Source organism: Paenibacillus tyrphae, from assembly GCF_000722545.1.
Classification (GTDB): Bacteria; Bacillota; Bacilli; order Paenibacillales; family NBRC-103111; genus Paenibacillus_G; species Paenibacillus_G tyrfis.
Map to the genome: position 1 here is coordinate 20,569 of NZ_JNVM01000022.1, position 22,408 is coordinate 42,976.

The 22,408-nt window shown below is 52.5% G+C and carries 31 protein-coding genes, 1 other RNA gene and 1 pseudogene; 28 read left to right on the forward strand and 5 right to left on the reverse strand.

Features of this window, described 5'->3' with window-relative positions:
• Nucleotides 1-55: 55 nt before the first annotated feature.
• The 4 genes and pseudogenes from ET33_RS25145 to ET33_RS36660 all read right to left on the reverse strand — a co-directional run bounded on the left by ET33_RS25145 (nucleotide 56) and on the right by ET33_RS36660 (nucleotide 2,964).
• Nucleotides 56-586 carry a GNAT family N-acetyltransferase gene (locus ET33_RS25145; protein ID WP_036688539.1) on the reverse strand — a complete coding sequence of 177 codons (531 nt, stop codon included), beginning with the start codon at nucleotides 584-586 and terminating at the stop codon, nucleotides 56-58.
• A gap of 169 nt (nucleotides 587-755) precedes the next feature.
• Nucleotides 756-1,406: a 5,6-dimethylbenzimidazole synthase gene (gene bluB / locus ET33_RS25150; RefSeq protein WP_036688542.1), complete on the reverse strand. Its 651-nt coding sequence runs from the start codon at nucleotides 1,404-1,406 to the stop codon at nucleotides 756-758.
• 19 nt (nucleotides 1,407-1,425) lie between these two features.
• A pseudogene (locus ET33_RS37745) lies at nucleotides 1,426-1,677 on the reverse strand (phosphomethylpyrimidine synthase ThiC); the annotation flags it as partial.
• A 432-nt stretch (nucleotides 1,678-2,109) separates the two neighbouring features.
• Nucleotides 2,110-2,964, reverse strand: coding sequence for a helix-turn-helix domain-containing protein (locus ET33_RS36660; RefSeq protein WP_051775583.1), 855 nt, complete (start codon nucleotides 2,962-2,964; stop codon nucleotides 2,110-2,112).
• Nucleotides 2,965-3,160: 196 nt separating this feature from the next.
• Here ET33_RS36660 and ET33_RS25165 point away from each other — a divergent pair, with 196 nt between their 5' ends.
• The 6 genes from ET33_RS25165 to ET33_RS37060 all read left to right on the forward strand — a co-directional run bounded on the left by ET33_RS25165 (nucleotide 3,161) and on the right by ET33_RS37060 (nucleotide 7,229).
• Complete coding sequence (locus ET33_RS25165) at nucleotides 3,161-3,373, forward strand: hypothetical protein (RefSeq protein ID WP_036688545.1); 213 nt, start codon at nucleotides 3,161-3,163, stop codon at nucleotides 3,371-3,373.
• 87 nt (nucleotides 3,374-3,460) lie between these two features.
• The gene (locus ET33_RS25170; protein WP_036688547.1) at nucleotides 3,461-3,748 is read left to right on the forward strand and encodes a hypothetical protein; all 288 of its coding nucleotides are present in this window, start codon (nucleotides 3,461-3,463) and stop codon (nucleotides 3,746-3,748) included.
• Between the two features lie 26 nt (nucleotides 3,749-3,774).
• The gene (locus ET33_RS25175) at nucleotides 3,775-5,775 is read left to right on the forward strand and encodes a Mu transposase C-terminal domain-containing protein (protein ID WP_081890483.1); all 2,001 of its coding nucleotides are present in this window, start codon (nucleotides 3,775-3,777) and stop codon (nucleotides 5,773-5,775) included.
• Between the two features lie 15 nt (nucleotides 5,776-5,790).
• A complete protein-coding gene (locus ET33_RS25180; RefSeq protein ID WP_036688551.1) occupies nucleotides 5,791-6,786 on the forward strand; it encodes an AAA family ATPase in 996 nt (331 codons plus the stop codon).
• A 15-nt stretch (nucleotides 6,787-6,801) separates the two neighbouring features.
• Nucleotides 6,802-6,999, forward strand: coding sequence for a hypothetical protein (locus tag ET33_RS25185; protein WP_036688554.1), 198 nt, complete (start codon nucleotides 6,802-6,804; stop codon nucleotides 6,997-6,999).
• A gap of 160 nt (nucleotides 7,000-7,159) precedes the next feature.
• Nucleotides 7,160-7,229, forward strand: an RNA gene (locus ET33_RS37060) — hammerhead ribozyme type II.
• 111 nt (nucleotides 7,230-7,340) lie between these two features.
• Here ET33_RS37060 and ET33_RS25190 read toward each other — a convergent pair.
• Nucleotides 7,341-7,898 carry a hypothetical protein gene (locus ET33_RS25190; RefSeq protein WP_036688556.1) on the reverse strand — a complete coding sequence of 186 codons (558 nt, stop codon included), beginning with the start codon at nucleotides 7,896-7,898 and terminating at the stop codon, nucleotides 7,341-7,343.
• Between the two features lie 103 nt (nucleotides 7,899-8,001).
• Here ET33_RS25190 and ET33_RS25195 point away from each other — a divergent pair, with 103 nt between their 5' ends.
• The 22 genes from ET33_RS25195 to ET33_RS25300 all read left to right on the forward strand — a co-directional run bounded on the left by ET33_RS25195 (nucleotide 8,002) and on the right by ET33_RS25300 (nucleotide 22,407).
• Nucleotides 8,002-8,460, forward strand: coding sequence for a hypothetical protein (locus ET33_RS25195; RefSeq protein WP_036688561.1), 459 nt, complete (start codon nucleotides 8,002-8,004; stop codon nucleotides 8,458-8,460).
• Nucleotide 8,461: 1 nt separating this feature from the next.
• A complete protein-coding gene (locus ET33_RS25200) occupies nucleotides 8,462-8,701 on the forward strand; it encodes a hypothetical protein (protein ID WP_036688566.1) in 240 nt (79 codons plus the stop codon).
• Nucleotides 8,698-9,696: an AFG1/ZapE family ATPase gene (gene zapE, locus ET33_RS25205; protein WP_036688570.1), complete on the forward strand. Its 999-nt coding sequence runs from the start codon at nucleotides 8,698-8,700 to the stop codon at nucleotides 9,694-9,696. The genes ET33_RS25200 and zapE overlap by 4 nt, the downstream gene beginning before the upstream one ends.
• Before the next feature lie 23 nt (nucleotides 9,697-9,719).
• Nucleotides 9,720-9,902 (forward strand): hypothetical protein, encoded by a 183-nt coding sequence (locus tag ET33_RS25210; RefSeq protein WP_036688576.1) that lies wholly within the window; start codon nucleotides 9,720-9,722, stop codon nucleotides 9,900-9,902.
• Nucleotides 9,903-9,908: 6 nt separating this feature from the next.
• Nucleotides 9,909-10,310, forward strand: a complete 402-nt coding sequence (locus tag ET33_RS25215) for a regulatory protein GemA (protein WP_036688579.1) — start codon at nucleotides 9,909-9,911, stop codon at nucleotides 10,308-10,310.
• 67 nt (nucleotides 10,311-10,377) lie between these two features.
• On the forward strand, nucleotides 10,378-10,701 hold the full coding sequence (locus tag ET33_RS25220; protein WP_036688583.1) for a Mor transcription activator family protein: 324 nt from the start codon (nucleotides 10,378-10,380) through the stop codon (nucleotides 10,699-10,701).
• Nucleotides 10,702-10,810: 109 nt separating this feature from the next.
• Nucleotides 10,811-11,173: a hypothetical protein gene (locus tag ET33_RS25225; protein WP_036688586.1), complete on the forward strand. Its 363-nt coding sequence runs from the start codon at nucleotides 10,811-10,813 to the stop codon at nucleotides 11,171-11,173.
• Nucleotides 11,170-11,466, forward strand: a complete 297-nt coding sequence (locus ET33_RS25230; protein WP_036688588.1) for a hypothetical protein — start codon at nucleotides 11,170-11,172, stop codon at nucleotides 11,464-11,466. The genes ET33_RS25225 and ET33_RS25230 overlap by 4 nt, the downstream gene beginning before the upstream one ends.
• A complete protein-coding gene (locus tag ET33_RS25235) occupies nucleotides 11,466-12,023 on the forward strand; it encodes a phage protein Gp27 family protein (RefSeq protein WP_036688591.1) in 558 nt (185 codons plus the stop codon). The genes ET33_RS25230 and ET33_RS25235 overlap by 1 nt, the downstream gene beginning before the upstream one ends.
• A gap of 11 nt (nucleotides 12,024-12,034) precedes the next feature.
• Complete coding sequence (locus tag ET33_RS25240; protein WP_051775584.1) at nucleotides 12,035-13,702, forward strand: phage terminase large subunit family protein; 1,668 nt, start codon at nucleotides 12,035-12,037, stop codon at nucleotides 13,700-13,702.
• Nucleotides 13,699-15,948, forward strand: coding sequence for a phage head morphogenesis protein (locus ET33_RS25245; protein WP_036688594.1), 2,250 nt, complete (start codon nucleotides 13,699-13,701; stop codon nucleotides 15,946-15,948). The genes ET33_RS25240 and ET33_RS25245 overlap by 4 nt, the downstream gene beginning before the upstream one ends.
• Before the next feature lie 15 nt (nucleotides 15,949-15,963).
• On the forward strand, nucleotides 15,964-16,893 hold the full coding sequence (locus tag ET33_RS36665; protein ID WP_051775585.1) for a hypothetical protein: 930 nt from the start codon (nucleotides 15,964-15,966) through the stop codon (nucleotides 16,891-16,893).
• Nucleotides 16,894-16,908: 15 nt separating this feature from the next.
• Nucleotides 16,909-17,268, forward strand: a complete 360-nt coding sequence (locus ET33_RS25255) for a capsid cement protein (RefSeq protein WP_051775586.1) — start codon at nucleotides 16,909-16,911, stop codon at nucleotides 17,266-17,268.
• A gap of 2 nt (nucleotides 17,269-17,270) precedes the next feature.
• Nucleotides 17,271-18,185 carry a major capsid protein gene (locus ET33_RS25260; protein WP_036688597.1) on the forward strand — a complete coding sequence of 305 codons (915 nt, stop codon included), beginning with the start codon at nucleotides 17,271-17,273 and terminating at the stop codon, nucleotides 18,183-18,185.
• 10 nt (nucleotides 18,186-18,195) lie between these two features.
• A complete protein-coding gene (locus tag ET33_RS25265) occupies nucleotides 18,196-18,414 on the forward strand; it encodes a hypothetical protein (protein WP_036688601.1) in 219 nt (72 codons plus the stop codon).
• A 95-nt stretch (nucleotides 18,415-18,509) separates the two neighbouring features.
• A complete protein-coding gene (locus ET33_RS25270; RefSeq protein ID WP_036688603.1) occupies nucleotides 18,510-18,977 on the forward strand; it encodes a DUF1320 domain-containing protein in 468 nt (155 codons plus the stop codon).
• Nucleotides 18,977-19,516: a phage virion morphogenesis protein gene (locus ET33_RS36670; protein ID WP_051775587.1), complete on the forward strand. Its 540-nt coding sequence runs from the start codon at nucleotides 18,977-18,979 to the stop codon at nucleotides 19,514-19,516. The genes ET33_RS25270 and ET33_RS36670 overlap by 1 nt, the downstream gene beginning before the upstream one ends.
• Nucleotides 19,513-19,995, forward strand: coding sequence for a hypothetical protein (locus ET33_RS25280; protein ID WP_036688606.1), 483 nt, complete (start codon nucleotides 19,513-19,515; stop codon nucleotides 19,993-19,995). The genes ET33_RS36670 and ET33_RS25280 overlap by 4 nt, the downstream gene beginning before the upstream one ends.
• The gene (locus ET33_RS25285; RefSeq protein WP_036688610.1) at nucleotides 19,992-20,219 is read left to right on the forward strand and encodes a hypothetical protein; all 228 of its coding nucleotides are present in this window, start codon (nucleotides 19,992-19,994) and stop codon (nucleotides 20,217-20,219) included. The genes ET33_RS25280 and ET33_RS25285 overlap by 4 nt, the downstream gene beginning before the upstream one ends.
• Before the next feature lie 4 nt (nucleotides 20,220-20,223).
• Complete coding sequence (locus ET33_RS25290; RefSeq protein WP_081890484.1) at nucleotides 20,224-21,612, forward strand: DUF2586 family protein; 1,389 nt, start codon at nucleotides 20,224-20,226, stop codon at nucleotides 21,610-21,612.
• 9 nt (nucleotides 21,613-21,621) lie between these two features.
• A complete protein-coding gene (locus tag ET33_RS25295) occupies nucleotides 21,622-22,053 on the forward strand; it encodes a hypothetical protein (protein WP_036688618.1) in 432 nt (143 codons plus the stop codon).
• A 15-nt stretch (nucleotides 22,054-22,068) separates the two neighbouring features.
• Nucleotides 22,069-22,407 (forward strand): DUF6848 family protein, encoded by a 339-nt coding sequence (locus ET33_RS25300; protein ID WP_036688623.1) that lies wholly within the window; start codon nucleotides 22,069-22,071, stop codon nucleotides 22,405-22,407.
• Nucleotide 22,408: the final 1 nt, after the last annotated feature.

Below are 22,408 nucleotides of genomic sequence, written 5' to 3' on the forward strand. Positions count from 1 at the left end.
TCAAAAAGACACATGTCTCAGCGATATCTCCTTAAGACGTTGCAAAAATCGGTGATTACAATAGAGCGGCTTCTTTCAAATGAATCCGGTAACTCTTCACAAGCGTATGGCCATTGCGCATATCCTTGTCGAAGGCGCGCTCGAAGCCTAAGCGCTCATACAATCGGACCGCAGACTCCATCATGTCCGACGTATGTAAATGCAGCGTAGCCGCCCCTAAGGCGAGGGAGCGCCTGGCGCTTTCTTGTATTAAGAGCGTCGCAACTCCCCGGCCTCGCACGGCTGGCGAAACGGACAGAAAGCGGATGATCGGCGATTGAATCCCAAGCTCCGGCATGCCGTAAGCGGCTTCGGAGGACAAGAACAGCTGCACGCTGCCGACCACCTTCCCCGCAAGCTCGGCAACAAGCCGGGCTGCAGGACTGTCTCCATCGACGGAGGTCCGGATCGACTCCCGGTATGGCTCCCACCGGGCGGGAGGCAGCACCGTCCGGTACTGCTCATAAGCCTCCAGCATGACCGCGAGAATCGCTTCCCGGTCAAGCTCCGTCGCATCGCGAATCCGAATTTCATCCGATTTCCCCATAGCACCCCACCCGTTTTCCTTAAGCTCCATCCGATTCGCCATTGGCAACAGCCAAATATCAACTAAACTCATCGGATATAACGTATTTATTTTTACTGTATCATCGGGTTGTTATGCCGTCAAGACGCCGGTTCATTGACATTTTCAATCGAAAAATAGAAAAATTCAATCATTCCGGATGCCGATTTCCCCATGTCTCATGATAGATGAGGTCCTGCAAGGAGCGGCGCTTCTCCCATTGAGCCGTCTCCAGGATCGGCTTCTCCGGGTAATTCTCCGTATACCCGACCGACAGCAGCGCGATCGGATCAATATGCGGCGGAATTCCCAGAATCTCGCGCACATCGTTTTTCTTATAAAAGCTTACCCATCCCATAGCAAGCCCTTCTACACAGGCGGCCAGCCACATATTTTGGATCGCGCAGGCGACGGACAGCATGTCGGTCTCGGGGATGGAATTGCGGCCGAGCACATGGGCCCCTCCCCGGGTAGGATCGCATGTAATGCAGATCGTCAGCGGCGCCTGCTTCAGCCCTTCCACCTTGAGGCTGAGGAATTGGTCCTGACGCTGGCCTTCGTAATGGATCGCCAGCGCCCTTCTTTCCTTGTCCGCGGCCCAGGCCAGCCGCTCTTTCAGCGGCTCCGAAGTTACCAATATAAAGTTCCAAGGCTGCATAAAGCCGACGGACGGCGCATGGTGGCCGGCGTGAAGCACGTTCGTCACCGCTTCCTCCGGAATCGGGTCCGGCAGGAAGGAGCGGACATCCCTTCTCGTATAGATGACCTTGTACAAAGCTTCCTTTTCCTGATCCGTAAACATACGATCCCTCCCAGGGTGTTTAATTGTAAATCAAACCACCCGCTTTCTTGAATTCCCTAGACTTATCCTCCAAGCCTTTCTCAAGCGCGGCGCGGTCTTCCAAACCGTGTTGTTTAGCATATTCCCGTATATCCTGCGTAATACGCATGCTGCAAAACTTGGGGCCGCACATCGAGCAAAAATGCGCCGTCTTCGCGCCTTCCGCCGGAAGCGTCTCATCGTGATACTCCAGTGCTCTTTCCGGATCGAGCGACAGATGAAATTGATCCCGCTGTGGGGTATCACTGAATATGAGAAAAACAAAACTCCGTTACAACCCGTGATTGAACGTTACCTGAAGTTACGAGAACCCAAGAAAATAAAGGAAAAGTGAGTGTGTGAGTGTGTCCAGTATGCAAAGAGGACGATCTACCGGAGTGAGACGAATTTCCGGCTGATCATCCTCTTTTATGCGTTCCAGAACAAAAAAAGATAGTGAGCGTGTAAGTGTGTGTAAAAACGTTAGAACCCGCGTTACTACTGCGTTAATGCTGTTTTTCATGCCCGAAAAAGGGCCGAAATCGAACGAAAAATTAACGGATGACTGCGGAACTTTACTGCGGAACTTGAATTCGACTGCGGAACTTCGCCGGAAACCCGCGTCACTGCTGGAGTTTTTAGGATTTTCGGTCGCCACGCGCTCGTTTAACTGCGGAACCATGATTTACAGTTCGTTGATGACCAATTCCGCAGCATCTTTCGGACTGATTATATCGACTACCAGGCCTAAAATTTGCATATCCTTGACTTTCGGATCGTATACCATATCTTTCATCGAGTCATTCTCGGAAATGAGATAAGCCAGATCATTTTGTAACTTGAACCGTTTGATCGTCACACCATCGTCTACCTTTACTAAGGCGATGTCGTTATTATCCACGCTCGGCTGCTGGCGCACGACGACATAACCGCCGTTTTCGATCCCCGCATTGATCATCGATTCCCCGTCTACTTTCACCGCGAAACAATTCTTGTATTTTCCAGGCACATGAAGATAGCCTTCAATGAATCGAACCATCTCAATCGGCACCCCGGCGGCCGCGCGGCCAAGGATTGGAATAGTGCTAGACGCAGCAGAATCCGGTGTCAATTCCTTTGAAGCTGCTTGCTCCGACTGTTCTCTTTTGAATGGAGTGGTCACATTCGAAGGGTTATTCTTTGTTGTTTGTTCCTTCTGGAACATCGCTAATTCAATATATCGCTTTATGAATGCTCGATCTTGCTCGTCCAACTTCTCAAATTGGGAAACTACTTCCCAATTATCGTTAAAAAAAAGAGAGTCCTTTGTATGCTTCTCCTCTGTTGTCTCTTCACGGTATTCCTCTTCACCCTTCAGAATCCAGTCAGTAGAAACATGAAAAAAATTGGATAAAGAAATGAGATAATTGCCGCCTGGAATACTTCCCTTCTCCCACTTGTTAACGCTACCCCTGGGTGCGCCTATTGAATCTTCGAGTTTATTCATCGATACCCCCTTAGATTCCCTTAGCTGCTTTATTCTTTCGGCGATACTACTCAATTCGAACAACCTCCTACTGAATTTAGTCTGTATGACTGAAATAAGTCTGCGACTTACTGATCGTAGTCTGTATTTTTACTTGACATCACTGACTATAGTCTGTATTATGAAGGTGGGTAGTAGATACCCAACTGAATTATATCAGTAAACATGAAATGGTGCTATGACTAAGATTGTCGAAAAAGGAAGTGATAGGATGGCACGTAAAAGGCCCGTCACAGCGTTCGGTTGGGAGATCAAGAGACGATTGGCCGAAATGCAAATAGATCAGCGCGAATTTTGTCAAGAATACGACATCCCGGAGAATCGACTCGGCGATCTTATAACCGGCACACGCAAAGCAACCCGTTACCGTGAAAAGGTAGAAAAAATCCTCGGTATTAAATACCCCGAAACAAAAGCGAAATAACCAACCTCCGAAAAAAAACCTCATATCAAAGACAGAGAACGCCTCTTTTCTGTCTAGTTGAAAGATTGATCTGGAAGGAGTTAGACAATGGAAAAACCTGTATTCAAACCTTGGGCGAATGCTGTCACCCTTTGGTATGAACATTGTCCTGGCGCAAATGAAGCTAAGCAGCAGGCTCTGATCCAGACCGAACTGGAAACAATGAAACGCCTAGCAAGTATGGCTGAGCCTATTGCAAACGAGATCGGCGAGCTGTCCGTCCAGCTTACGGCATTGGAGTTTCGTCGAGAAGCTTTGTCGAAGCTCTATAAGGAACTGGAGAAGCAGTACAACGAGATTAGCGCATCGTATGATAATCGCTTAAACGGTAAGTAATCGACACATAAGAGAGGAGGGAATATATGAAGCCACAACTTTCTGTAATGGAAGCCGCGTCAATGCTGGGAATCTCTGAGAGAGCCGTTCGAAAGCAGATTAGTGAAGGAAAATTAAAAGCGGAACTCACCAGCGGCGGCCGTAACGGAAAAATTTATTACATCCCTGTATCCTCCCTCCCGGTCGATGTGCAGCGCAAATACTGGACGAGTACGAATGAAGCCACAGCTTCCGCACCCGCACCGGATTGTAACGACGAACAGGCTAAGCCGGAACATACCGGCATCAACTACACATTGGCGGAGCTAAAGCACGCTGTCGGCGAAGAGAGGTTCGAGGCGATGCTGGCCGAGGCCGAATACAAAATGGAAATCATCAAACAGGCGATGAACCCGCCTGAAGGCATCAAGAAAACGATCTGGATCACACAACTGGCGAAAAAGTACGGCAAGAGCACGGCCGCGCTGTACCGGGACGTTGAGAAATTTCAGGAATGGGGGATTTTGGGACTTATGCGAAAGTCGCGGCTGCTCACACAGGGACCGCAGCGGACATCGATTGAACCCGAAGTGGAACGTTTCCTTCGCGCCGCTTATCTGGATTTACGCCAGCCCAAGCCAGCACACATTTTCAATAAGAAGTTGCCGCAATTCTGTGAGACAAATGGTTATAAAATGCCTTCGCGGGCAAGTGTTTTCCGTTACCTGAAAGACATGGAAATCTACGAACCCGATCTTTGCTGCCTCGCCCGTGAAAGCAAGGAAGCATATTGGAAAAAGTTTGCCGAGAAGGCAACCCGCCAAGAGCCGGATTTTGTCAATCAGGTGTGGATGGGTGACCATCACAAGCTCGATCTGTTCATTTCGTACCAAGGCCGTGCGGTTCGGCCGTGGATGACTGTATGGTTTGACGTTTGCAGCCGTACGGTGGTCGGCTGGTGCCTCTCCATCCAGGCAAACGGACGAACGATCGCCCTGGCTCTTCGTCACGCCATGCTGCCGAAGAAAATCAAACGTGAAGACGGCACAGAAGACACGCTAGAGATCGGCGGCCTGCCGGACATGCTCTACATCGACAACGGTGAGGATTACAAGGCACAAGTAAAAGCCGGAAAAAAACATGAAGATTTTGAATTGTCGCGTGAAACACGGGGAATCTGTACGTCGATGGACATCAAAGTTCAATTCGCGACGCCTTACCATCCATGGGCGAAGGCTCAAGTCGAACGATTCTTCGGCACATTCACCGATCAATTCACGCGCTATCAGCCCGGTTGGTGCGGACCGAACAACAAAGCCCGGCCGGAAGGCTACAACGAAAAGGAATTGCATGAGAAAGGGCAATTGCTCGATCTGGAAGAACTATCATCCCGCGTCGAGGCATATTTGTACGACTACCATACTACGGTTCATCGAACCATCGGCATGACTCCGATGCAAAAGCACTTTTCGACCGCTAAAATCCGGGAAGGCTTCGCTGACGAACGAGCCCTTGACATTTGTCTCATGGATGTTGAGAGAGCAGCCGTGTCGGCAAATGGTATCGAGCGGTTCGGTACGCGGGGACGCAAACGGTGGTATTCGCACCCCGAACTGCCAGCTTATGCCGGTCAAAAGGTCATCATTCGATATGACCCCAACCGGATCGGGGAGCTGCTTGTATTTCATCCGAAGACCGGCAAGTATTTGTTTACCGCCACGAATAAAGAATTGCTTGCCTTCAATGCAAAGAAAGACGATATCCAAGAGTTGCAAAAACGACGCGCTGCTCGGCGCAAGCTGGTCAAACAATCGATTCGCGAAGCACAAACCACGCTGGAAAGCATCGTAACGGAACGTGAAGCAGCAGGAACTAGAATGATGAGCGGCGCGAACGGGACAGCAAAAGGCAATGTTCGAGCAATGCTCGGGACCGAACAAGTGGTCAAAAAGCGCGAGGAAGAAGCCAAATCAGCGAAAGCAAAACGCTCGGCCAAGCCGATGAGCGTCTACGACGAATACATTCTCCGTGAAGGAACGGAAGGATAAAAGGAGGATTTACACATGGCACTTGCTCAAGTGGTTCAGATGGCAGAGGAGTTTTCGAAAGAAAGAACCCTCCTCCTGAAGTTGGTTCAAGAAGAAGGCGCTAAAATCACGGACGTTGCGCGTGAATTAGGCAAGTCGCGAAGCACGATTTCCCTCTATATCAATGGGAAGTATCCAGAAAGCGAGGAGCTGCGAGAGGCCGCGAGAAATTACCTTACCCGCATCGGCATGTGGGAGGACGAGCAAGAGGACGACGCGGGAAAAGCTGCTGCTGCCAGCTACATCACGAGCGCGGACGAGCTCCCATTCATCGAGACAAACGATGTCAAGCGGATGCGGTACGTGCTGAAGAAGGCCGCAACGAAGCAGAAGTTCGGCATCGTTGCAGGCGATCCCGGCCTCGGCAAAACCGAGACGCTGAAGAAGTACATGCTGACGAATCCGGGCAGCGCGATCTATGTTCGCTGCAAGAGCACGCACACGGTCAAAAGTTTGCTTCAGGAGCTGGCCGATGCACTCGGCCTGACCGACATCGGATCGGCCAACCAGCTCACGCGCCGGATCGTCAAGCAACTGAAACGGACGCCCTTCTTCCTGATTTTCGACGAAGCCGATCTTCTGAAGTCGGCGGAGAAATACGAAGCTCTGCGAGACATTTACGACGAGGCCGGGAATATCGGCGTCGCCCTGGTCGGTAACCTCGCCCTGGCGGAAATGTTCCTCGACTTCGCGGACATGCGGCCGGAGCTGAAGCGCTTGGCCGACCGCGCTCCCTTTCACCAGCGGCTGCAAGGCCCGTCACGGGAAGAAGTCGAACAACTGCTTGAAAACGTAAATCTGACCCCAGGGGCACGAAAGCTAATCATTCAAATCGCGCTGAATCCTCGCAAAGGCGGGCTTCGAAACTGTGTCGAGATATTGGACGTGCTGCTCGATATGACTCAAGGGAAGACGATTACGGAAGAAATGGTCCTGCACATCGGCCAAATTAACTTAAATGCAAACGCGTAAGGGGGTGTAAGCGGCATGGAAACAGCACATGCTAAAGTGATCTGTCATCTTCTTTCAAAGGAGCTTGTCTCTTGCAATGATTTTGGTGAATACAAGTTGACCGACGAGGGAAACGCCTCCGTCTCCCTTATGCTTGATCGGTTCACACCCGAACAAATGATGATGATCGGCCTGTACTATGCAGATAAACTCGGCATTCATATGCACGATTAACGAGGAGGCCCCTATGGCTATGCACAAATCATCCAGCATCAGAACCTGGAAACTAAACGACGAAGAACTTGTAAAACTTCGGGAAATGCCTTCTCTTCCGCCGACGGGATCGGATGGACAGCGGCTGAAGCCTCCCTTCCGTATCCCACAGAAAAGAAATAGCCGAAACGCCTCGCGATAGGAGGCGTCGCGGGGATATGGCCTACCCCGCCTGATGATGGCAGGCCGGAAAGGGGTGCGCTACATGCAAGCTGTAAAGAAGAGAACCGCTCATGACGAACGGCTCGCGGAAACGATTAGACAGCGCTACGGATCGGAGACATATCAACTGTCGGACAAAGCTAAATTGGATCGGCTGATTCGTCTTCTTCAAGGAATGACTTGCCCTTGCTGCGGGGTTTCTTTGTCCGATGCTTTGTCTTCCAGTCATACCGACTAGAGTTGTAATCTACTAGATTTTCTTTGTCGAATACCACCATGAGTTTGCATAACGTTTTCGAAGTCACCAGGGAGCGGAAGATCAGTTCCTCTCCCTCGAAAATCCAAACGCAAGCGGAAAGAAGCTCAAAGTCAACTTCGTCCCATGCTTGCAAAGGTCCGATGATGTCAAGCGTAAATTGAAGGTGATCTAGTATCCCCTTTTCAATATCAACCATCATGAGCGTCACAAAGTCCAGATTCGTTGTCACGTACACACGGTTTTGATGGCGAAGGGGCGACATTAAGGGCTTGCAACGATCTCGGTTCGCCTGAATAATCTCCAGACTATGTTCCGTAAGTTTTCCGTCCATCTTCTTTAACAAAAAGTCGCACATTTTCACATAATCGTGGATGATGTCGGTTTCTTCCGACTTTAATCCTATGATATCAGCAGGATAGACCGTTATAGGCTGCGGCATAAAAGATTTCCTCCTTATGGAATTTGCTTCTATTTTACTAAAACATATGTCAAGCGGCTATTCAAGTTTCTAACATCGCTGATCAAGGAAGGAGGCCCCTAATTTGAATGACTTTGTACCGGGCATTAAATTCGAATGGATAGACCGTGTTGCGTGTGTAGAGGCATTAGCTGCTAAATGTGTAGACATCAAGTTTGAAGAGGCTATGAAAGGTATTTTACTGACTTGCTACTGCAAGCACCCGGAACGAATGACGCGAAAACAGGAATCCACGCTCAAGCGAGACGTGATGAAAAGAGCCAAGGATATCAAACAAGAGCGAGCATCGCCAGAAATCGGAGATACGGTTCGGGTTGCAAAATTAGCTCCGAACCCCTTGCTTGGGGGATTAAAACAAGATGGAAAGAACCTTGTGGAAGCAATCGTCGTCGATATTCGGCGCACATCATTCGGGCTTTTTTTCAAGGTGAAGCGATTGAGCGATGGCGAGATTCAAGAAGGCAACGGACACATGATAAAAGCCGTTGTTCGTAGGGCCCGAAGCACGCACGAGGTTATTTAGGATGGCGAAACCAAAAGTAAAATCAGAGCCTATCCTATTCGCAACCCCTCCTGACCCGAATCGGTGCTTTGTACTGTTTTCAAAGATATGCCACGATGCAGGGACTGCGGCCGTCGGGCTTCGCAGCCTGGCAAGCCAATTGGACAAGCATCCCCGCGATCGACCGATCAAAAATATGCGTTACGACGCGGCCACGATGCGGCTGGAAATCGAATTTGAAACGGAGGGCAAGCAGCCATGATGCAAGGTATCCAAGAGGCGCTTGGAAACGATATTCTGCAAAAAATCAAACAGCGCCTCTCCACCGTTCAAACGACCTATTCTCCGGCCTACTTCCGGGAGCAGTTGCCCGAGCTGGAAGATATGGGGGCAACCGACGATATGATCGCCCATTCCAAAATCCCGCTTTATGAGCGTCTGAAGCAATTGAAAGAGTGCGCAGGCTGCACCGGGTATCCCTCTTGCAAACGGCCGCCCGGCATGGAAGGAACGGTGATCCGCCTTTTCCCTGTGCTTCCCGACGAAGAAAATACAACGGCAGCCGCATATATCTCTTCTTGTCATGGAACATGTAACGAATATTCTCACTATCTGCGGGAACAGCATTGGGCGAAGCTGCAAGAGTTTTCCGGCAAGGCCAAGCAAGACAGCTATTATACTTTTGAAAATTTCCCGATCGGGCCGAAAAGACAAAACAAGGATATTTGCACCGCATTCTATGACTTCGCAAACAACTACAAGCCCGGCGACGAGACAAAAGGCATCTACCTTCACGGCCGGGCAGGCACTTTCAAAACATGGCTTATGCTTGCTATGGTGAACCGGTTAGAGGAACGCCGGGTGCCCGTGCTCTTTATTCGCACGGATTCCATCTTCCGTAACTTCAAGGCGTATTTGTCCCGCAAGGAAGAGATCGGCCCGATCATCGAGCGGTATGCCTCGGTTGAAGTGTTGGCGATCGATGAGTTCGCCCAGGAGAGCCCGACCGACTTTACCGTCGATATCATGTTCGAGCTATTGAACGCCCGCTTTACGAACGGGCTCCCTACCTTCTACACCAGCAATTACGCGCCGGATAATGTGTATATGAAGGTTGTCAAAAAGCTTCAATTGGAAGAGAAGGTCGAAGCGATCCATCGTCGCATCAGCCAAGGTGCCCGGCTCGCCGAAATGATCGGCGACAGTTGGAAGCTCCGGGATGTTGAAAGGATCGGTCCAGACTCCCATAAATCTTGAATCGAATAAGGAGGACGAAAACAATGGCAATGCCCCAACAAAAGCTTGAACAATCCCATCAGGTGGAGATCAGCCCCGAATACGACAAATTATTCGACGGTGATCTAACCACCGCTAACGGTACCATGTACCGCCGTCAAATGACGGTCGCCGATTGCGACCGGCTGTTCGAATACGGTGCGATCAGCACGATCGGAAAGGAGTAACCGGCGATGAAGATCACCCCAGAACAACGACGAAAAATCTTCGGAATCCAGAAGCAGCACGGCATCGAAACGGATGATCTATATTCGTTGGTTGAACAGATTAGCGGCAACCGAAGCATTTCAGCCCTGACCAAAGAGCAAGGCATAAAGTTGATTGATCGGCTCTGCAAGATCGTCGGGGAAGTCCCGAAGCCAAGGGAGCACCGGGCAAGCGAAGCAATGATCGGTTACATACGGAAGCTGGAACAGGAGCTCGGCTGGAAGGATGATCCGAACCGACTGCTTGGTTTCATGAAACGTATGACCGGAGTGGACCGTTTGGAATGGCTAACAAAGCAGCAAGGCATAAAGTTGATCGAAGGACTGAAGAACATGCGGGGGCGCGCCGATCGGCGTGCCGCCCCCTAACAATGATTGGAAAATGGCGCGACAAAATTGGCATGATAATATATAATGCCAGGAAGGAGCGAGAAGTATGTCTTTGACGGATGACATCATCGCCGAGATCGACCCGACGCAGCTCCCCCATCCTTACTACCAGCTCGCCGAAGCCATCGGTCTGAAGCCGACGCTTGTTCTGGCCGAACAGTTCGGCGGCACCGGCGTATACTTCCCGAAGCTGGAGGCCGCAATCCGCGCTGCCCGCGACAGGATGATTCGAAGGGAGTTCGACGGAGGAAACTATAAGGAGCTCGCCCGCAGGTACAGGCTATCGGAATCATGGGTTCGGGAAATCGTGGACAAGGCTGACGAGAACCAAATTTCTATTTTCGATGTATTGCCGGGCGATTCCGGTTAAATCATTCAAGTAACAAAATCATATAAACTTATCAAGAGGCGTGTTCGGAGACGAGCACGCCTCTTTGCTATGCTTGGAATACAGTTTGAATCAAAGGAGGAAAACGGCATTGAATCAATTGCCGACAGGAGCACTCATCACCGTAATTTCTGTTCTAGGTTCCATTCTATTAACGCTTGCCAGCATCATCGGCTATTTCCTCAAAGACATTCGCAATAGCGTCAAAGAAAATCAATCCGCCCAAGATAAACACATCCAGAATATCGAGCGAGACGTTTCGGAGCTCAAGGCCGAGCTGCCGCAAAAGTACGTTCTCAAAGATGACTTTAATCGGGCGCTGAAGGAACTGAAAGACGACCAAACGCGGGCGATCGCTGGTCTGGAACATAAGGTCGATACACTGACCCGCGACGTGCGGGAAATGTTGCAAAACGTGAGCAAGATTATGGGAACAGGAGGTAAAAGCGAGTGAATACGAATGAAGCCAAGGAAATCCGTGGGTTCATCTTGACTATCTTAAAAGTGCAGTACCCCAGCCCGGCCAGCGATCGGCTGATTTCGCTGACGCTCAATGATAGTCGGCTAGATAGCTCCATACCGAAAATTCGCATTCATCTTCGGTATCTCGAAGAGAAGGGCTATGTCCGAACCGAGGAAGGCAACGAGCTCGGCATCCAGCGCACGATGGCAACCCTGACAGCCAAGGGGATCGATCTGCTGGATGGAAGTATCGCGGATGATCCCGGTGTGATGGTGATCCGCTGATGAGCAGCCGACGCAAACATAGCAAAGTGCTTCAGCTACCGCCGGAAATTGTTGAAGCGGTCAACAAAAAACTGACGACCGGCACAACGTACCGCGAAATTGCGGATTGGATCAACCAAATGGCCGAGGATACAGGTGTTGAGATCAGTCACATGTCCGTTCAACGGTATGGCAAAGACTTTCTTTCGCGCCTGGAGCGCCTGAAGGTGGTCAACGAGCAAGCGAAAGCGATCGTCGAAACGCACGGCGAAGGACCGGACACAGCGCTGGCCGAAGCGGCGAACAAGCTCGCTTTGCAGTTGGTCATGGAGACGCTTATGACCGCCCAGAATACATTGGAGGATGAAAAGCTGACCAATGTGATGCGGGCACTTACGCAGCTTCAGCGCAGTTCGGTTGCCACGGAGAAGCTGAAGTTCACGTTCGACAAAGGCATTTCGAAGGCGATCGATCAAGTCAAGCAGCAGCTCCAGGAGGAATTGAAAAGCGATCCAGACCTTTACCATCGGCTGGCGGCGATCGCAGATCGAATCGAATCCGATCTGACAGCCGGATAGGATGGTGAGCCATGAGCAAGGAACCAAAGAACAACTCGATGTTGGGGAGCATTGTTGGAACGAATCGCCGGAGGACCATTTCCTTCGTCGATTACTGCCGGGAGTATTTCATCCTGGACAACGGACAGCGCTACGATCCAACCGCGCGGGCCTGTATGGCGGATGTGGTCGAGGACTATCACAGCCACCCGCATATCGTCATTGAGAAAGGCGCGCAGACCGGTTTTTCCACGCTGGCGATCGCGCACACGATGTATATGGTCGATGTGCTGGAGAAGAACATCATTTATTACCTGCCGACCGACATCATGGCCCGCAGGTTCGGGCCGACTAGGTTCGATCCGTACATCAACCGCAGCACCTACTTGCAGGAGCGCCTGCAAGGGACAGATCAAGCCGGTCTGAAGCAGATCGGTACGCACTTCCTGTATGTCCTTGGCCTGATGAGCAAGACCGGCGCAATCTCCATTCCGGCGGATGAGATCGTATTCGACGAAGTGGCCCTGATCGACCCGGAAAACATGGAGCTGGCGCAGGACCGCATCTCCGCTCCCGGATCGCTCGGCTGGCAAAAGTATTTCTCGGTCGCCCTCTTCCCGGAAGACGGCACGGACGAGCTGTTCCAGCAAAGCGACATGCGCAAGTGGCTGATCAAGTGCAGCGGCTGCAACTATCAAGCGCCGGTTGAGGATGACTGGCCGGAGAACGTCGATGCTAGAGAAGCGGGCAATGTCCGGTTGTGCTGTCCGAAGTGCGGCAAGCACTTGAATGTCAATAACGGCGAGTGGGTTGCTGAGCACCCGGATCGCAAGAGCCGAAGAGGCTACCGGGTGCCGCAGATCATCATCCCCGGCGCGAACATGAATCTGATCTGGGACCGGTACGACAAGGCGAAGGACAAGCCTTCCAAGCTGGCAACCTTCCGGCGTTCTGCGCTGGCGATCCCCGACAGCGGCAATTTGCAGCCGGTCGGCCCGGATGTGCTCCGGCGCATCGAGGATATCAGCGACTTTTACTTCACGGACTATTCGCACGAGATGACAGCGGTCGGAATCGACATGGGTGACAAGGCCCACGTCGCCGTCGTCGCGCCATACCGGGACGAGGGCATTCGCCTGTTGAACTTCTGGGAAATCGATGTCGAAGACCTGCTGGAGCTCGTACTGCACATTGAACGGCATTTCAACATCGGGGCGCTCGTTATCGACGCGATGCCGTACAAAACGAAGTCGAAAGAGGTCGTGCGCAGCCTGACGAAGTGTCTCGGGTACATCCAGTATTTCAAGGGTACCGAGATCAAGGAAGGCACCGAAGGCGAAGGCGAGCGCGAAGTGAACGTCGTGACCGTGGATCGCGACGAATCGCTCGACGAGACGACGGACCTGTTCGCGAGTAATCCTCCTCTCGCCTTGCTGCCGAAGCCTCGGGACGAGAAGGAAGAGCAAATCATCAAGCAGGTAAAAACTCATCTGCTGAAGCTGACCAAGGAAGAAACAGAAGTGAACGGCGAGAAGCGGATCGGCTACAAGAAAAAAGTCCCGAATCACTTCGGCATGGCGATCAACTCTGCTAGAATCGCCCTGCGGCTCGCCACCGGCAAGTCGGTATATCTGGACCCGGATAACGTTCACGTCGGCGGGCGCAGTAAAATCAGGCGGATATTGGAGGGATACGGATGATTCTTGGACCCGATGGAAAGCCGATCAAAAAACCGGATACGAGCGAAATCGCCCGTGTGCTGAATACGTTCTCGGCATTCCTGAAGTCGCTGCCTAACCCGGATATCATTTTGAAGAAAACCGGCAAGTCGGTCGAGATTTTCGAGGAAATGAAAACCGATGCGCATGTGTGGGCCGAGCTGACCAAACGAAAAAGCGGCGTGCTCTCAAAAGATTGGGACGTACTTCCTGCCTCCGATGATCCGCGTGATCTGGAGATTGCCGCGTTTGTCAAAGAAACATTCGAGCGGCTTAATTTCGACCAAGACATGCGGCAAATGCTTGATGCTGTGTTTTCCGGCCATAACATTCATGAGCTGATCTGGACGGAACGGGCCAATCGCTGGGTGATCGAAAATATGAAAAATCGCCCAATCAAGCATTTCACATTCGACATCGACGGACAGCTTCGGTTCCTGCGTAACCTGGGTGATCTTCAAGGCGAGCCGGTACCGCCCGGAAAATTCCTGACCGTCGTTCACGAATCCGGCGATGATCATAATCCCTATGGTGTCGCCCTTGCTACCAAATGTTTTTGGGCTTGGCAATTCAAAAAGCACGGCTTCAAGTTTTGGGCGATCTTCATGGAGAAGTACGGTATGCCTACGGCGATCGGCAAATACCAACCGGGAACATCACAGGCCGATCAAGACAAGCTCCTCGATGCGCTTGTTTCTATCGTCCAGGACGCAGCCGTTGCGATCCCGGCCAACTCTTCCGTGGATTTCGTCGAAGCCGGAAACGCCAAAGGTGATGCTCACGAAGCGTTCCTTCGATTCTGTAACGCTGAAATCTCAAAGGCGATTCTAGGGCAGACGTTGACTAGCGAGTTGCCAAGTGGCGGTTCGTTCGCGGCCAGCCAAACCCACGCGGACGTAAAGGACGAGATCGTAGACGCTGATGCCAAGATGGTCATGGCTGCGATCAATACCGATCTGATCCCCTTTCTCGTCTGGTTCAATTTTGGCACGGTGGACGCCTATCCGTATTTTCACATATATCGGCAACGTGAAGACATTCAAAAGGAAAGAGCTGAACGGGATGAAAAACTGGTCGATATGGGCCTGCCAATCTCTGTCGATTACTTTTACGACAAGTACAACATCCCGCGACCGGGAAAGGACGACGTGCTGGTGAAGAAGGCGGAGCCCGCCCCTTCCCCGCTATTTTCGGAACAAAACGTCTCACGAAAAGCGAGAAACACGCACGATCATGATCGCGAGCTGCACGTCGTTCAGTTCACCGCACGGGGCGATGACAAGCAGGAACGGAACGATGAGCTTCAGCTACTGTTCGCCCGGTCCGTGGATGCTGCGCAGCCGATTGTTCGCCGAATATGGTCGCAACTGGTCAACCAAGTCCGCGAATGGAACGACTTTGCTAACGCCGATGTTTCCCGTTTGCAGTCCGATCGGGAAGCGATCGGCGAACTGGCCGATCTGATGACCCGGACGGGCATTGTCGCCTACGCGATGGGCGAATACGGCGTGCATCTCGACTATCTGAAGGCCGAACGCGAAGGAAATGCCTCCTTTGCGGAAGACGACGACGAACCGCCGTATAAGACCATCGCGAAGCCGGTCAAGTTCGAGGAGGCGATCCGCTACTTTTCGCAACTGATGCCGATCAATATCGAGCAATACCGGCAGCTTGCGGACGAGCTGCGCGTCAAGCATTTCACGCTGGCGGGTGTGCAAAGCCAGGATATGGTTCAGGCGATTCACGAGGCGCTGCTTGCTTCACTGGAGCAGGGAACAACCTTCAAGGACTTTCTGAAAGTTGTGGAATCCAAAGCGGAGGCGCTTGGTATTAGCGACTTGGACCCTTGGCACCTGGAGACGGTGTTTCGCAATCAGATTCAGACAGCCTATGAAACCGGCCAGTATGAGAAGCTTCAGCAGCCGGAAATGGTGGACATGTTCCCGTACTATCGCTATTCCGCGATTTTGGATTCGGGAACAAGGGCCAGTCACTGGGCAATGAACGGCCTGATCGCGCATCGCGACGATCCGATATGGCAAAAATGGTGGCCGCCGAACGGGCACCGCTGCCGCTGCGGCGTGATTGCGATCAACAAATACCGCGCCGCTCGCGAGGGCATCACCCCGGCCAATTTCAGGCCGGACGTTTCACCCGATCCGGGATGGTCCAAATCCCCCAGCGTTTCGCTGCGAGAAGTGCCCGAATCGGTCAAAGATCGTGAATAAGGAGGACGACAAGCGATGAAATGGTATGAAGTGTTTCGCGCTGGAAAGTATGAGCCGCAAGGCGATTTCACCGAAAACGATATTCAGCAAGTCGTGGACAACTACGACCCGAACAAGTTTGAGGCCCCGATCGTCATCGGGCATCCGAAGCAGGATGACCCGGCCTTTGGCTGGGTGTCTGCGCTGAAGCGCGAAGGCGACAAGCTGCTGGCTTCGTTCCGTCAAGTGGTGCCGGAATTTTCGGAGGCGGTTAACGCTGGGCGCTACAAAAAAGTGTCGGTGCGGCTGCGCAAGACGGATGACGGATGGACGCTGCGGCATGTCGGTTTCCTGGGTGCAGCAGCTCCGGCCGTCGAAGGTCTGAAGCCGATCGAGTTCGGCGAGGAAGATCGCGACGGTGTACAGATCGACCTGGATTTCACCAAAACCAAGGAGGAACCAACCATGTCAGAAGCACAAATCCGGGCGAAGCTCGAAGCCGAGTTCGCCGCCAAGCAGGACGAATTCAAGCGGAAGCTGGAGGCCGACTTCGCGGCCGAGCGCGAGAAGGTGAAAAATCATCTGGCGCGTGAACGTGACATTCATGCGCTCATCGATGAACACAAAACGAAGCTCACCCCTGCCCTTCGCAGCGGCTTGGCCGAGTTCATGCAGCAGCTCCCCGACGAAGAAACCGTCGAGTTCTCGGCAGACGGCAAGGCGACAAAGCAATCGCCGTACCAGTTCTTTAAGGCGTTTATCGGCAACTTGCCGGACAAGGAAGCGTTGTTCACCGAGTTCGCCAAGACCCAGACCCAGGGCGGCAGCAATACGGCCGACTTCTCGGTCGGTGCTGGGGAAACGGTCGACGAGGATCGACTGGAGCTGGATCGCAAGGCCCGAGACTTCGCGGCAAAAAACAATGTGAGCTACGAGGAAGCGGTCATCGCCGTTGCCCGGAGCTAAGGAGGCCAAACGTTCATGACAACACAGTACAATCCTGGTCACACGCTGACCCGAAAAACCTCCGCGAACGTAGAGGAGTATCGATTCGTCACCGCTGCCGGAGCCCAGGCCGGGGCCGGAGCTGCCGCGATCGGCGTGTCTCTCACAGGCGCGGCGGCTGGTGGATCAATCACAGTAGCGACATCCGGCTCGGTGCCGGTGATCGCCGGGGCGACGATTGCGGTCGGCGATCAGCTCGCCAGCGACGCCCAGGGACGCGCCGTTCCCGCCGCGTCGGGTAATGTCATTCTCTCCGTCGCCCTGGAGGTGGCGACGGTCGGCCAAGATACGGAAGTGCTGCTCGGCGCACCGGCAGCTACTAAAGGAGGAGCTTAATCATGGCAGGACTTGCAAAAAACCGTCTGGTCGACCCGATTCTGACGAACGTAGCGATCGGGTACAAAAACGCCGAGTACATCGGCGACGCGTTGTTCCCGATCGCGCCGGTCGACAAGGAAGCCGGTAAAATCCCGAAATGGGGGCCGGAAGCTTTTAGGATTTACAACACCCGGCGTCAAATCCGCAGCAAGTCGAACCGCATCGAAATCGACGCGACGACACTGCCCTATTCGCTGGAAGAAGAAACGCTCGAAGCACCGATCGATGACCGCGAGCTTGAAGAGGCCGCCGACGTGCTGAAGCTGGAAATGTCGCGCACCAAGATACTGACCGACAACATCCAGTTGCGCAAGGAGAAGGATCAGGCGGATCGTGCGCAGAACGCGGCCAACTACTCCACCAGCCACGTCGAAACGCTGTCCGGCAGCGACAAGTTGAGCGATCCGACCAGTAAGCCGATTGAGATCATCGGCGATGCCAAGTCGACGATCCGATCGAGCATCGGCCTGTACCCGAACGTGCTTCAGATCGGCGCTTCGGTTTACGAAAAGCTGAAGGAACACCCAGCGATTCTGGAAAAAATCAAGTATTCCCAGAAGGGCATTGCAACGGCCGACCTGCTGGCGCAGATTTTTGAGGTTAGCAAGGTGGTCGTAGGCAAAGCCGTCTATGCTGACCGGGACGGCGTGATGCACGACGTTTGGGGCAACAGCATGACGCTGGCCTACGTCCCGGAAGGCGTGGGCGACATTTGGGTGCCTGCCTTCGGGTACACGATGCGAAAGAAGGGCCGCCCGCAAACGAGCAAGTATCGGGACGAGACGATCAAGTCGAATGTCATTCACGTTGCCGACGTATACGGTGTAGAGCTGACCGCCAAAGATGCGGGCTTCCTCATTCAAAATGTCATTTAAGGAGAAGACTATGACAGAAAAAAAAGTAAAAGAGACTTCAACATACACGGTCGTTCGGCAGCTCCGCCATAATGACTCGAAGTTCAAACCGGGACAACCGGTGGAACTGACCGAGGAGGAAGCAGGCGAGCTACTGGAGCTCGGCGCTGTAAAAGTACTTGAACAACCGGCTGAAAAAATGAAGTCCCAAGGCAAAAATCAAGACCCCGAGGGTACACCCGAAAAGTAAGTCCTAGACCGCCGAAATTGCCTTCTAACGGTTTAGGGGTACGAGCGATCCATCGAACCATGTAATGGCCGTTATCACGCGTGATAACGCGGTCTATGGACGCGCTGAAAGGCTGGAAGGAAGTGAAACCCGAATTGTATTGCACAATTGACGACTTGCTCGGTCAAATCGACAAATCGAAGCTCATCGAAATTACGAACGACCGGGAAAATCCTGCGGTCGATGAAAACGGCCAGGAAATCATTCATGAGGGCAACGCGAACAGCGCGATCGAGGCAGCAATGGCGGTTGTGAACACCTACATTGCCATGCGCTACCCTGTCCCGCTCGACCCCGTTCCGAAAATCGTGAACAAGTTGACGGCAGACATCACCATCTACAACCTGTTTACCCGGCATTATAACGATGAGGATAACGTCTTTGTCCGCCGGTACCGCGATGCGATCAACCTCTTGGAAAAAATCGCTGCCGATGAAGTCAAGCTAACGGCAAACGAAAGCAGCATTCGCACCTATTCGCGCCCGAAGCAATACGGCTCGGTCTTCCAAAGGATGTATGACTAATGACGACCGAAGGCGTGCGGGTGGACGGGGATTGGTCAAGGCTGCTCAATGTTTTGGGTGATCTGAATTTGAGCCCCGCCGAGCTGAAGCAGCTCAATGCACAGATTGCGCAGATTGTGGCTGAAGGAAGCAAAGAGCGCTTCGAAACGGAGAAATCCTCGGACGGTCAACGCTGGAAACCACTTTCCCCTGCTACCTTGGAAGCCCGCGCCCGTCGTCGGAGCAAACGAAAAGACGGTTCTAGCGGATACAAGACCAAACGGGGCAAGGTTTCCAAGCGGGCTCAACGCATCATCGCGAGCGGCCGACCGCTGAAAGACACAGGCAGGCTCATGCGTTCCATCGCGACAAAGGCAACCAATGAGGGCTTGGCCGTAGGTACAAATCTGGCACAAGCTGCAATTCAGCAGTTCGGCGGTCCTGCCGGTCGTGGGAAAAAGGTGACTATTCCTGCTCGCCCCTATCTTGGCGTATCAAGCAGCGAAGAGGCCGACATCATGGAGCTGATCAACGAGTTTGTGAAGGAGCGTATCACATGATCCATCGTGCAAAAAATCTCATTGAAACGACTTTAAAGTACATTGGCGTCAAACAGATTTTCCGCGACGAGGATGCTTTCGATCGGGTTCGGGCTTCCCCTTCCGCGATCATCCTTACGGCACGCGAAAAGTTAGAGCCTGATCGGAAGAAGGCCGCAAAGTTCGAACAAGGTGGCCGCCGCTATCTTCGCTCGAAACGATTTAAGCGGATCATCCCGATCGAAGTTTCGATTTTCGATCGGGACGAAGAAAAGGTCGATTCCTGGATTCAACTATTGCTGAACGAGCTGCCGGACGGGATTGACGACGGTAAGGGCAATTACACGCCGCTTCGCCCGAGCGCAATTGAATGGATACCGGATCAAAAAGATCGGGCGGCTGCCACGGTGTTCATCGAATTTGAATCCGGCATTTTCCGCGACCAGGAACTGGATACTATCGAACAAGTAATTATTACGACGGAGGTAAACAGACCATGAGTGACGAGAAATCGCAGCCTGCCGAAACGAGCCCCAAGTCAACGGCAGAGCGAAAGCCAATCGAATATTGGCGGGATGCTCTGAATACCGGGCAAGCGGTATATGTCGGGCTGCTCGCCACAAGCGGCTGGGCTGAAGGCTATGAATGTACGCAAAAAGAATACGAGAAGGCTGTCGAGGCTTTTTTAAAAAAGCCGATTCCGCCTACCAGGAAAGGACGGTGATGGTATGGCAAAGGGGCTTCCTGATGCGAAAGTCGTCATCCAGGACGGCGGGCTTGGAGCAGCAAACGATGCTGCTGGAGGCGTTCACCTAAAAATTGGCGTGTCAACGAAAGGGGTACCAAACCGCATATACCGGGTTTCCTCCCCATCTGCGGTGATTGACCAGTTTGGTAAAGGCGAGTTAGTTTCTGCCCTGCTTGATTCGATGCAAGTCGGTGCGCGTGAAATCATCGTTGTTCCGGCTGCCGCAAGTGTCGCCGGTACGATCGGGACGGTGGTACGCAGCGGCACCGGTACAATGACGTTGTCCGTCTCCGGGCAGCCGAATCACCGGTATAACGTCATTGTGAAAATCAACAAGGCCGGCGGGCTCAATGAGGCGCAGTATGTACTTTCCTTTGATGGCGGCCAATCGTATCAAGCGGCGCGAACCATTCCCACAAACGGCATTATTGCCGTGGATGGGACCGGTCTAACCCTAACCTTTTCGGGCTCCGGTGCGTTCGCGGAAGGCGACGAATATCGCTTCGAGACTACCGGTCCACAAATGAGCAATCAGGACTTTATTGCCGCGATGAACGTGGTCAAAAACAATTCCTTGGAATTTGAATATATCCACGTTGTCGGCAGCTCCGGCGCGTCGCTTTGGTCGATGTGCGCTTCAGAAGCAAACGCACTTGAAGAGCTTCATAAACCAATCCATTTCGTATGTGAAGCTCGGCGACCGGACGCAGGAGAATCAATCGATGAATGGGTTCAGGATCTGATCAAGGAGCGCCAAAGCTTCACAAGTAACCGCGTATCGGTAGTTGCTCCTCTTGTACGGGTAGCTGCTTTAGATGGACAGCGCTGGACGAATCTTGCAGCCGTTTATTGCGGCATCTTGGCCCGTTGTCGTGTGAGTGAATCCCCCGGCAAAGTGATGAGCTTTCCGCTTTCAAACGTATTGTCACTGATGGAAGGAATGGACAACACGCACATAAAAGCGCTCGACGAGGCCGGATTCATCACGGCTCGCTCATTTGAAGGGCTTCCTGGGTTCTATATTACGAACGGCCGTATGATGGCGCAGCCTGGTTCCGATTTTGAGTTTGTAGAAATACGTCGCACGGTAGACAAAGCGGCCCGCCTGGTTCGCCAAGCGAGCGTTCGTTTTGTGCAGAGCGAGGCGGATGCGGACGGGCTCGACAACTTGCTCGCCAATATCGCCGCCCCTCTATACGGTCAAATGATGACCCCAGGAGCTGCGGAAATCAGAGAGTTCCATGTCAACATTCCGCTAGGGCAAAACGTCACAACAACCCGAAGCATTGAGATCGATCTTGCGATCGTGCCGATCCCAATCATGAAATGGATCACGGTACGGTTGAAGTTGCAAAATCCAGTATTGTAGGAGGCAAATATGATAAACGGCAAGCTGTACGATTGGGAATCGATCACTGTCGGCCTGCCCTATGGCACCGCGATCGCTATCTCCGGTATCGACTATGACGACGAGCTGGCCGGTGAACTGGCATACGGAAAAGGGGCTGCTCCTGTTGGATACGGGAACGGAAACTATACCGCAAGTGCCAAAATCACTCTGCTGCGTGACGAGTTCAATAAACTGCTTGATTTTGCACGCAGCCAAGGGCAAGCCTTATACCGGCTTCCGCTTTTCCCGATCACTGTCTCGTATGCCAACGATGGCGAACGAACAAGGACCGATGAAATTCGGGGCTGCAAGTTCACAAAAGCAGCGCATAAAGGCGCTCAAGGCGATACGAAGTTAGAAGTCGAGCTCGAAATTTTGGTCACAGGAAAAATCATTCGCGACGGCGTAAGCCCAATTTAAGGAGGATAAATAAACATGAGTAAAGCAACGATCAACAAAGAGGAACTGAAAGAAAAGTACGGACGCGTGTACGAAATTCGCATTGAAGGATTGGAATACGAAAATGGCGACGAGGCCGAGTTCGCGTTCTATTTTACCCGCCCGAAAGCAAGTGACATTTCGCGTTTTACGAAGGAGCTCAACTCCAAGCCCGATATGGCGATGAAAAATCTGACGTTCAGTTGCATCGTGCCGGAACAAGACGAGGAGCTTCGGCGAGCTGCCGAAGAGTTTCCGGGCCTGCCGTTTAACACAGCGTCCCGTCTGATGGAGATCGTCGGGGCAAGTGCGGCTACCAGCTTAAAAAAGTTATAAA

Bases quoted from the DNA above. Each gene is read 5' to 3' on its own strand.
- ET33_RS25145 (WP_036688539.1), bottom strand. From the start codon at position 586: ATGGGGAAATCGGATGAAATTCGGATTCGCGATGCGACGGAGCTTGAC.
- bluB (WP_036688542.1), bottom strand. From the start codon at position 1,406: ATGTTTACGGATCAGGAAAAGGAAGCTTTGTACAAGGTCATCTATACG.
- ET33_RS25165 (WP_036688545.1), top strand. From the start codon at position 3,161: ATGGCACGTAAAAGGCCCGTCACAGCGTTCGGTTGGGAGATCAAGAGA.
- ET33_RS25170 (WP_036688547.1), top strand. From the start codon at position 3,461: ATGGAAAAACCTGTATTCAAACCTTGGGCGAATGCTGTCACCCTTTGG.
- ET33_RS25175 (WP_081890483.1), top strand. From the start codon at position 3,775: ATGAAGCCACAACTTTCTGTAATGGAAGCCGCGTCAATGCTGGGAATC.
- ET33_RS25180 (WP_036688551.1), top strand. From the start codon at position 5,791: ATGGCACTTGCTCAAGTGGTTCAGATGGCAGAGGAGTTTTCGAAAGAA.
- ET33_RS25185 (WP_036688554.1), top strand. From the start codon at position 6,802: ATGGAAACAGCACATGCTAAAGTGATCTGTCATCTTCTTTCAAAGGAG.
- ET33_RS25190 (WP_036688556.1), bottom strand. From the start codon at position 7,898: ATGCCGCAGCCTATAACGGTCTATCCTGCTGATATCATAGGATTAAAG.
- ET33_RS25200 (WP_036688566.1), top strand. From the start codon at position 8,462: ATGGCGAAACCAAAAGTAAAATCAGAGCCTATCCTATTCGCAACCCCT.
- zapE (WP_036688570.1), top strand. From the start codon at position 8,698: ATGATGCAAGGTATCCAAGAGGCGCTTGGAAACGATATTCTGCAAAAA.
- ET33_RS25210 (WP_036688576.1), top strand. From the start codon at position 9,720: ATGGCAATGCCCCAACAAAAGCTTGAACAATCCCATCAGGTGGAGATC.
- ET33_RS25215 (WP_036688579.1), top strand. From the start codon at position 9,909: ATGAAGATCACCCCAGAACAACGACGAAAAATCTTCGGAATCCAGAAG.
- ET33_RS25220 (WP_036688583.1), top strand. From the start codon at position 10,378: ATGTCTTTGACGGATGACATCATCGCCGAGATCGACCCGACGCAGCTC.
- ET33_RS25235 (WP_036688591.1), top strand. From the start codon at position 11,466: ATGAGCAGCCGACGCAAACATAGCAAAGTGCTTCAGCTACCGCCGGAA.
- ET33_RS25240 (WP_051775584.1), top strand. From the start codon at position 12,035: ATGAGCAAGGAACCAAAGAACAACTCGATGTTGGGGAGCATTGTTGGA.
- ET33_RS25245 (WP_036688594.1), top strand. From the start codon at position 13,699: ATGATTCTTGGACCCGATGGAAAGCCGATCAAAAAACCGGATACGAGC.
- ET33_RS36665 (WP_051775585.1), top strand. From the start codon at position 15,964: ATGAAATGGTATGAAGTGTTTCGCGCTGGAAAGTATGAGCCGCAAGGC.
- ET33_RS25255 (WP_051775586.1), top strand. From the start codon at position 16,909: ATGACAACACAGTACAATCCTGGTCACACGCTGACCCGAAAAACCTCC.
- ET33_RS25260 (WP_036688597.1), top strand. From the start codon at position 17,271: ATGGCAGGACTTGCAAAAAACCGTCTGGTCGACCCGATTCTGACGAAC.
- ET33_RS25265 (WP_036688601.1), top strand. From the start codon at position 18,196: ATGACAGAAAAAAAAGTAAAAGAGACTTCAACATACACGGTCGTTCGG.
- ET33_RS25270 (WP_036688603.1), top strand. From the start codon at position 18,510: ATGGACGCGCTGAAAGGCTGGAAGGAAGTGAAACCCGAATTGTATTGC.
- ET33_RS36670 (WP_051775587.1), top strand. From the start codon at position 18,977: ATGACGACCGAAGGCGTGCGGGTGGACGGGGATTGGTCAAGGCTGCTC.
- ET33_RS25280 (WP_036688606.1), top strand. From the start codon at position 19,513: ATGATCCATCGTGCAAAAAATCTCATTGAAACGACTTTAAAGTACATT.
- ET33_RS25285 (WP_036688610.1), top strand. From the start codon at position 19,992: ATGAGTGACGAGAAATCGCAGCCTGCCGAAACGAGCCCCAAGTCAACG.
- ET33_RS25290 (WP_081890484.1), top strand. From the start codon at position 20,224: ATGGCAAAGGGGCTTCCTGATGCGAAAGTCGTCATCCAGGACGGCGGG.
- ET33_RS25295 (WP_036688618.1), top strand. From the start codon at position 21,622: ATGATAAACGGCAAGCTGTACGATTGGGAATCGATCACTGTCGGCCTG.
- ET33_RS25300 (WP_036688623.1), top strand. From the start codon at position 22,069: ATGAGTAAAGCAACGATCAACAAAGAGGAACTGAAAGAAAAGTACGGA.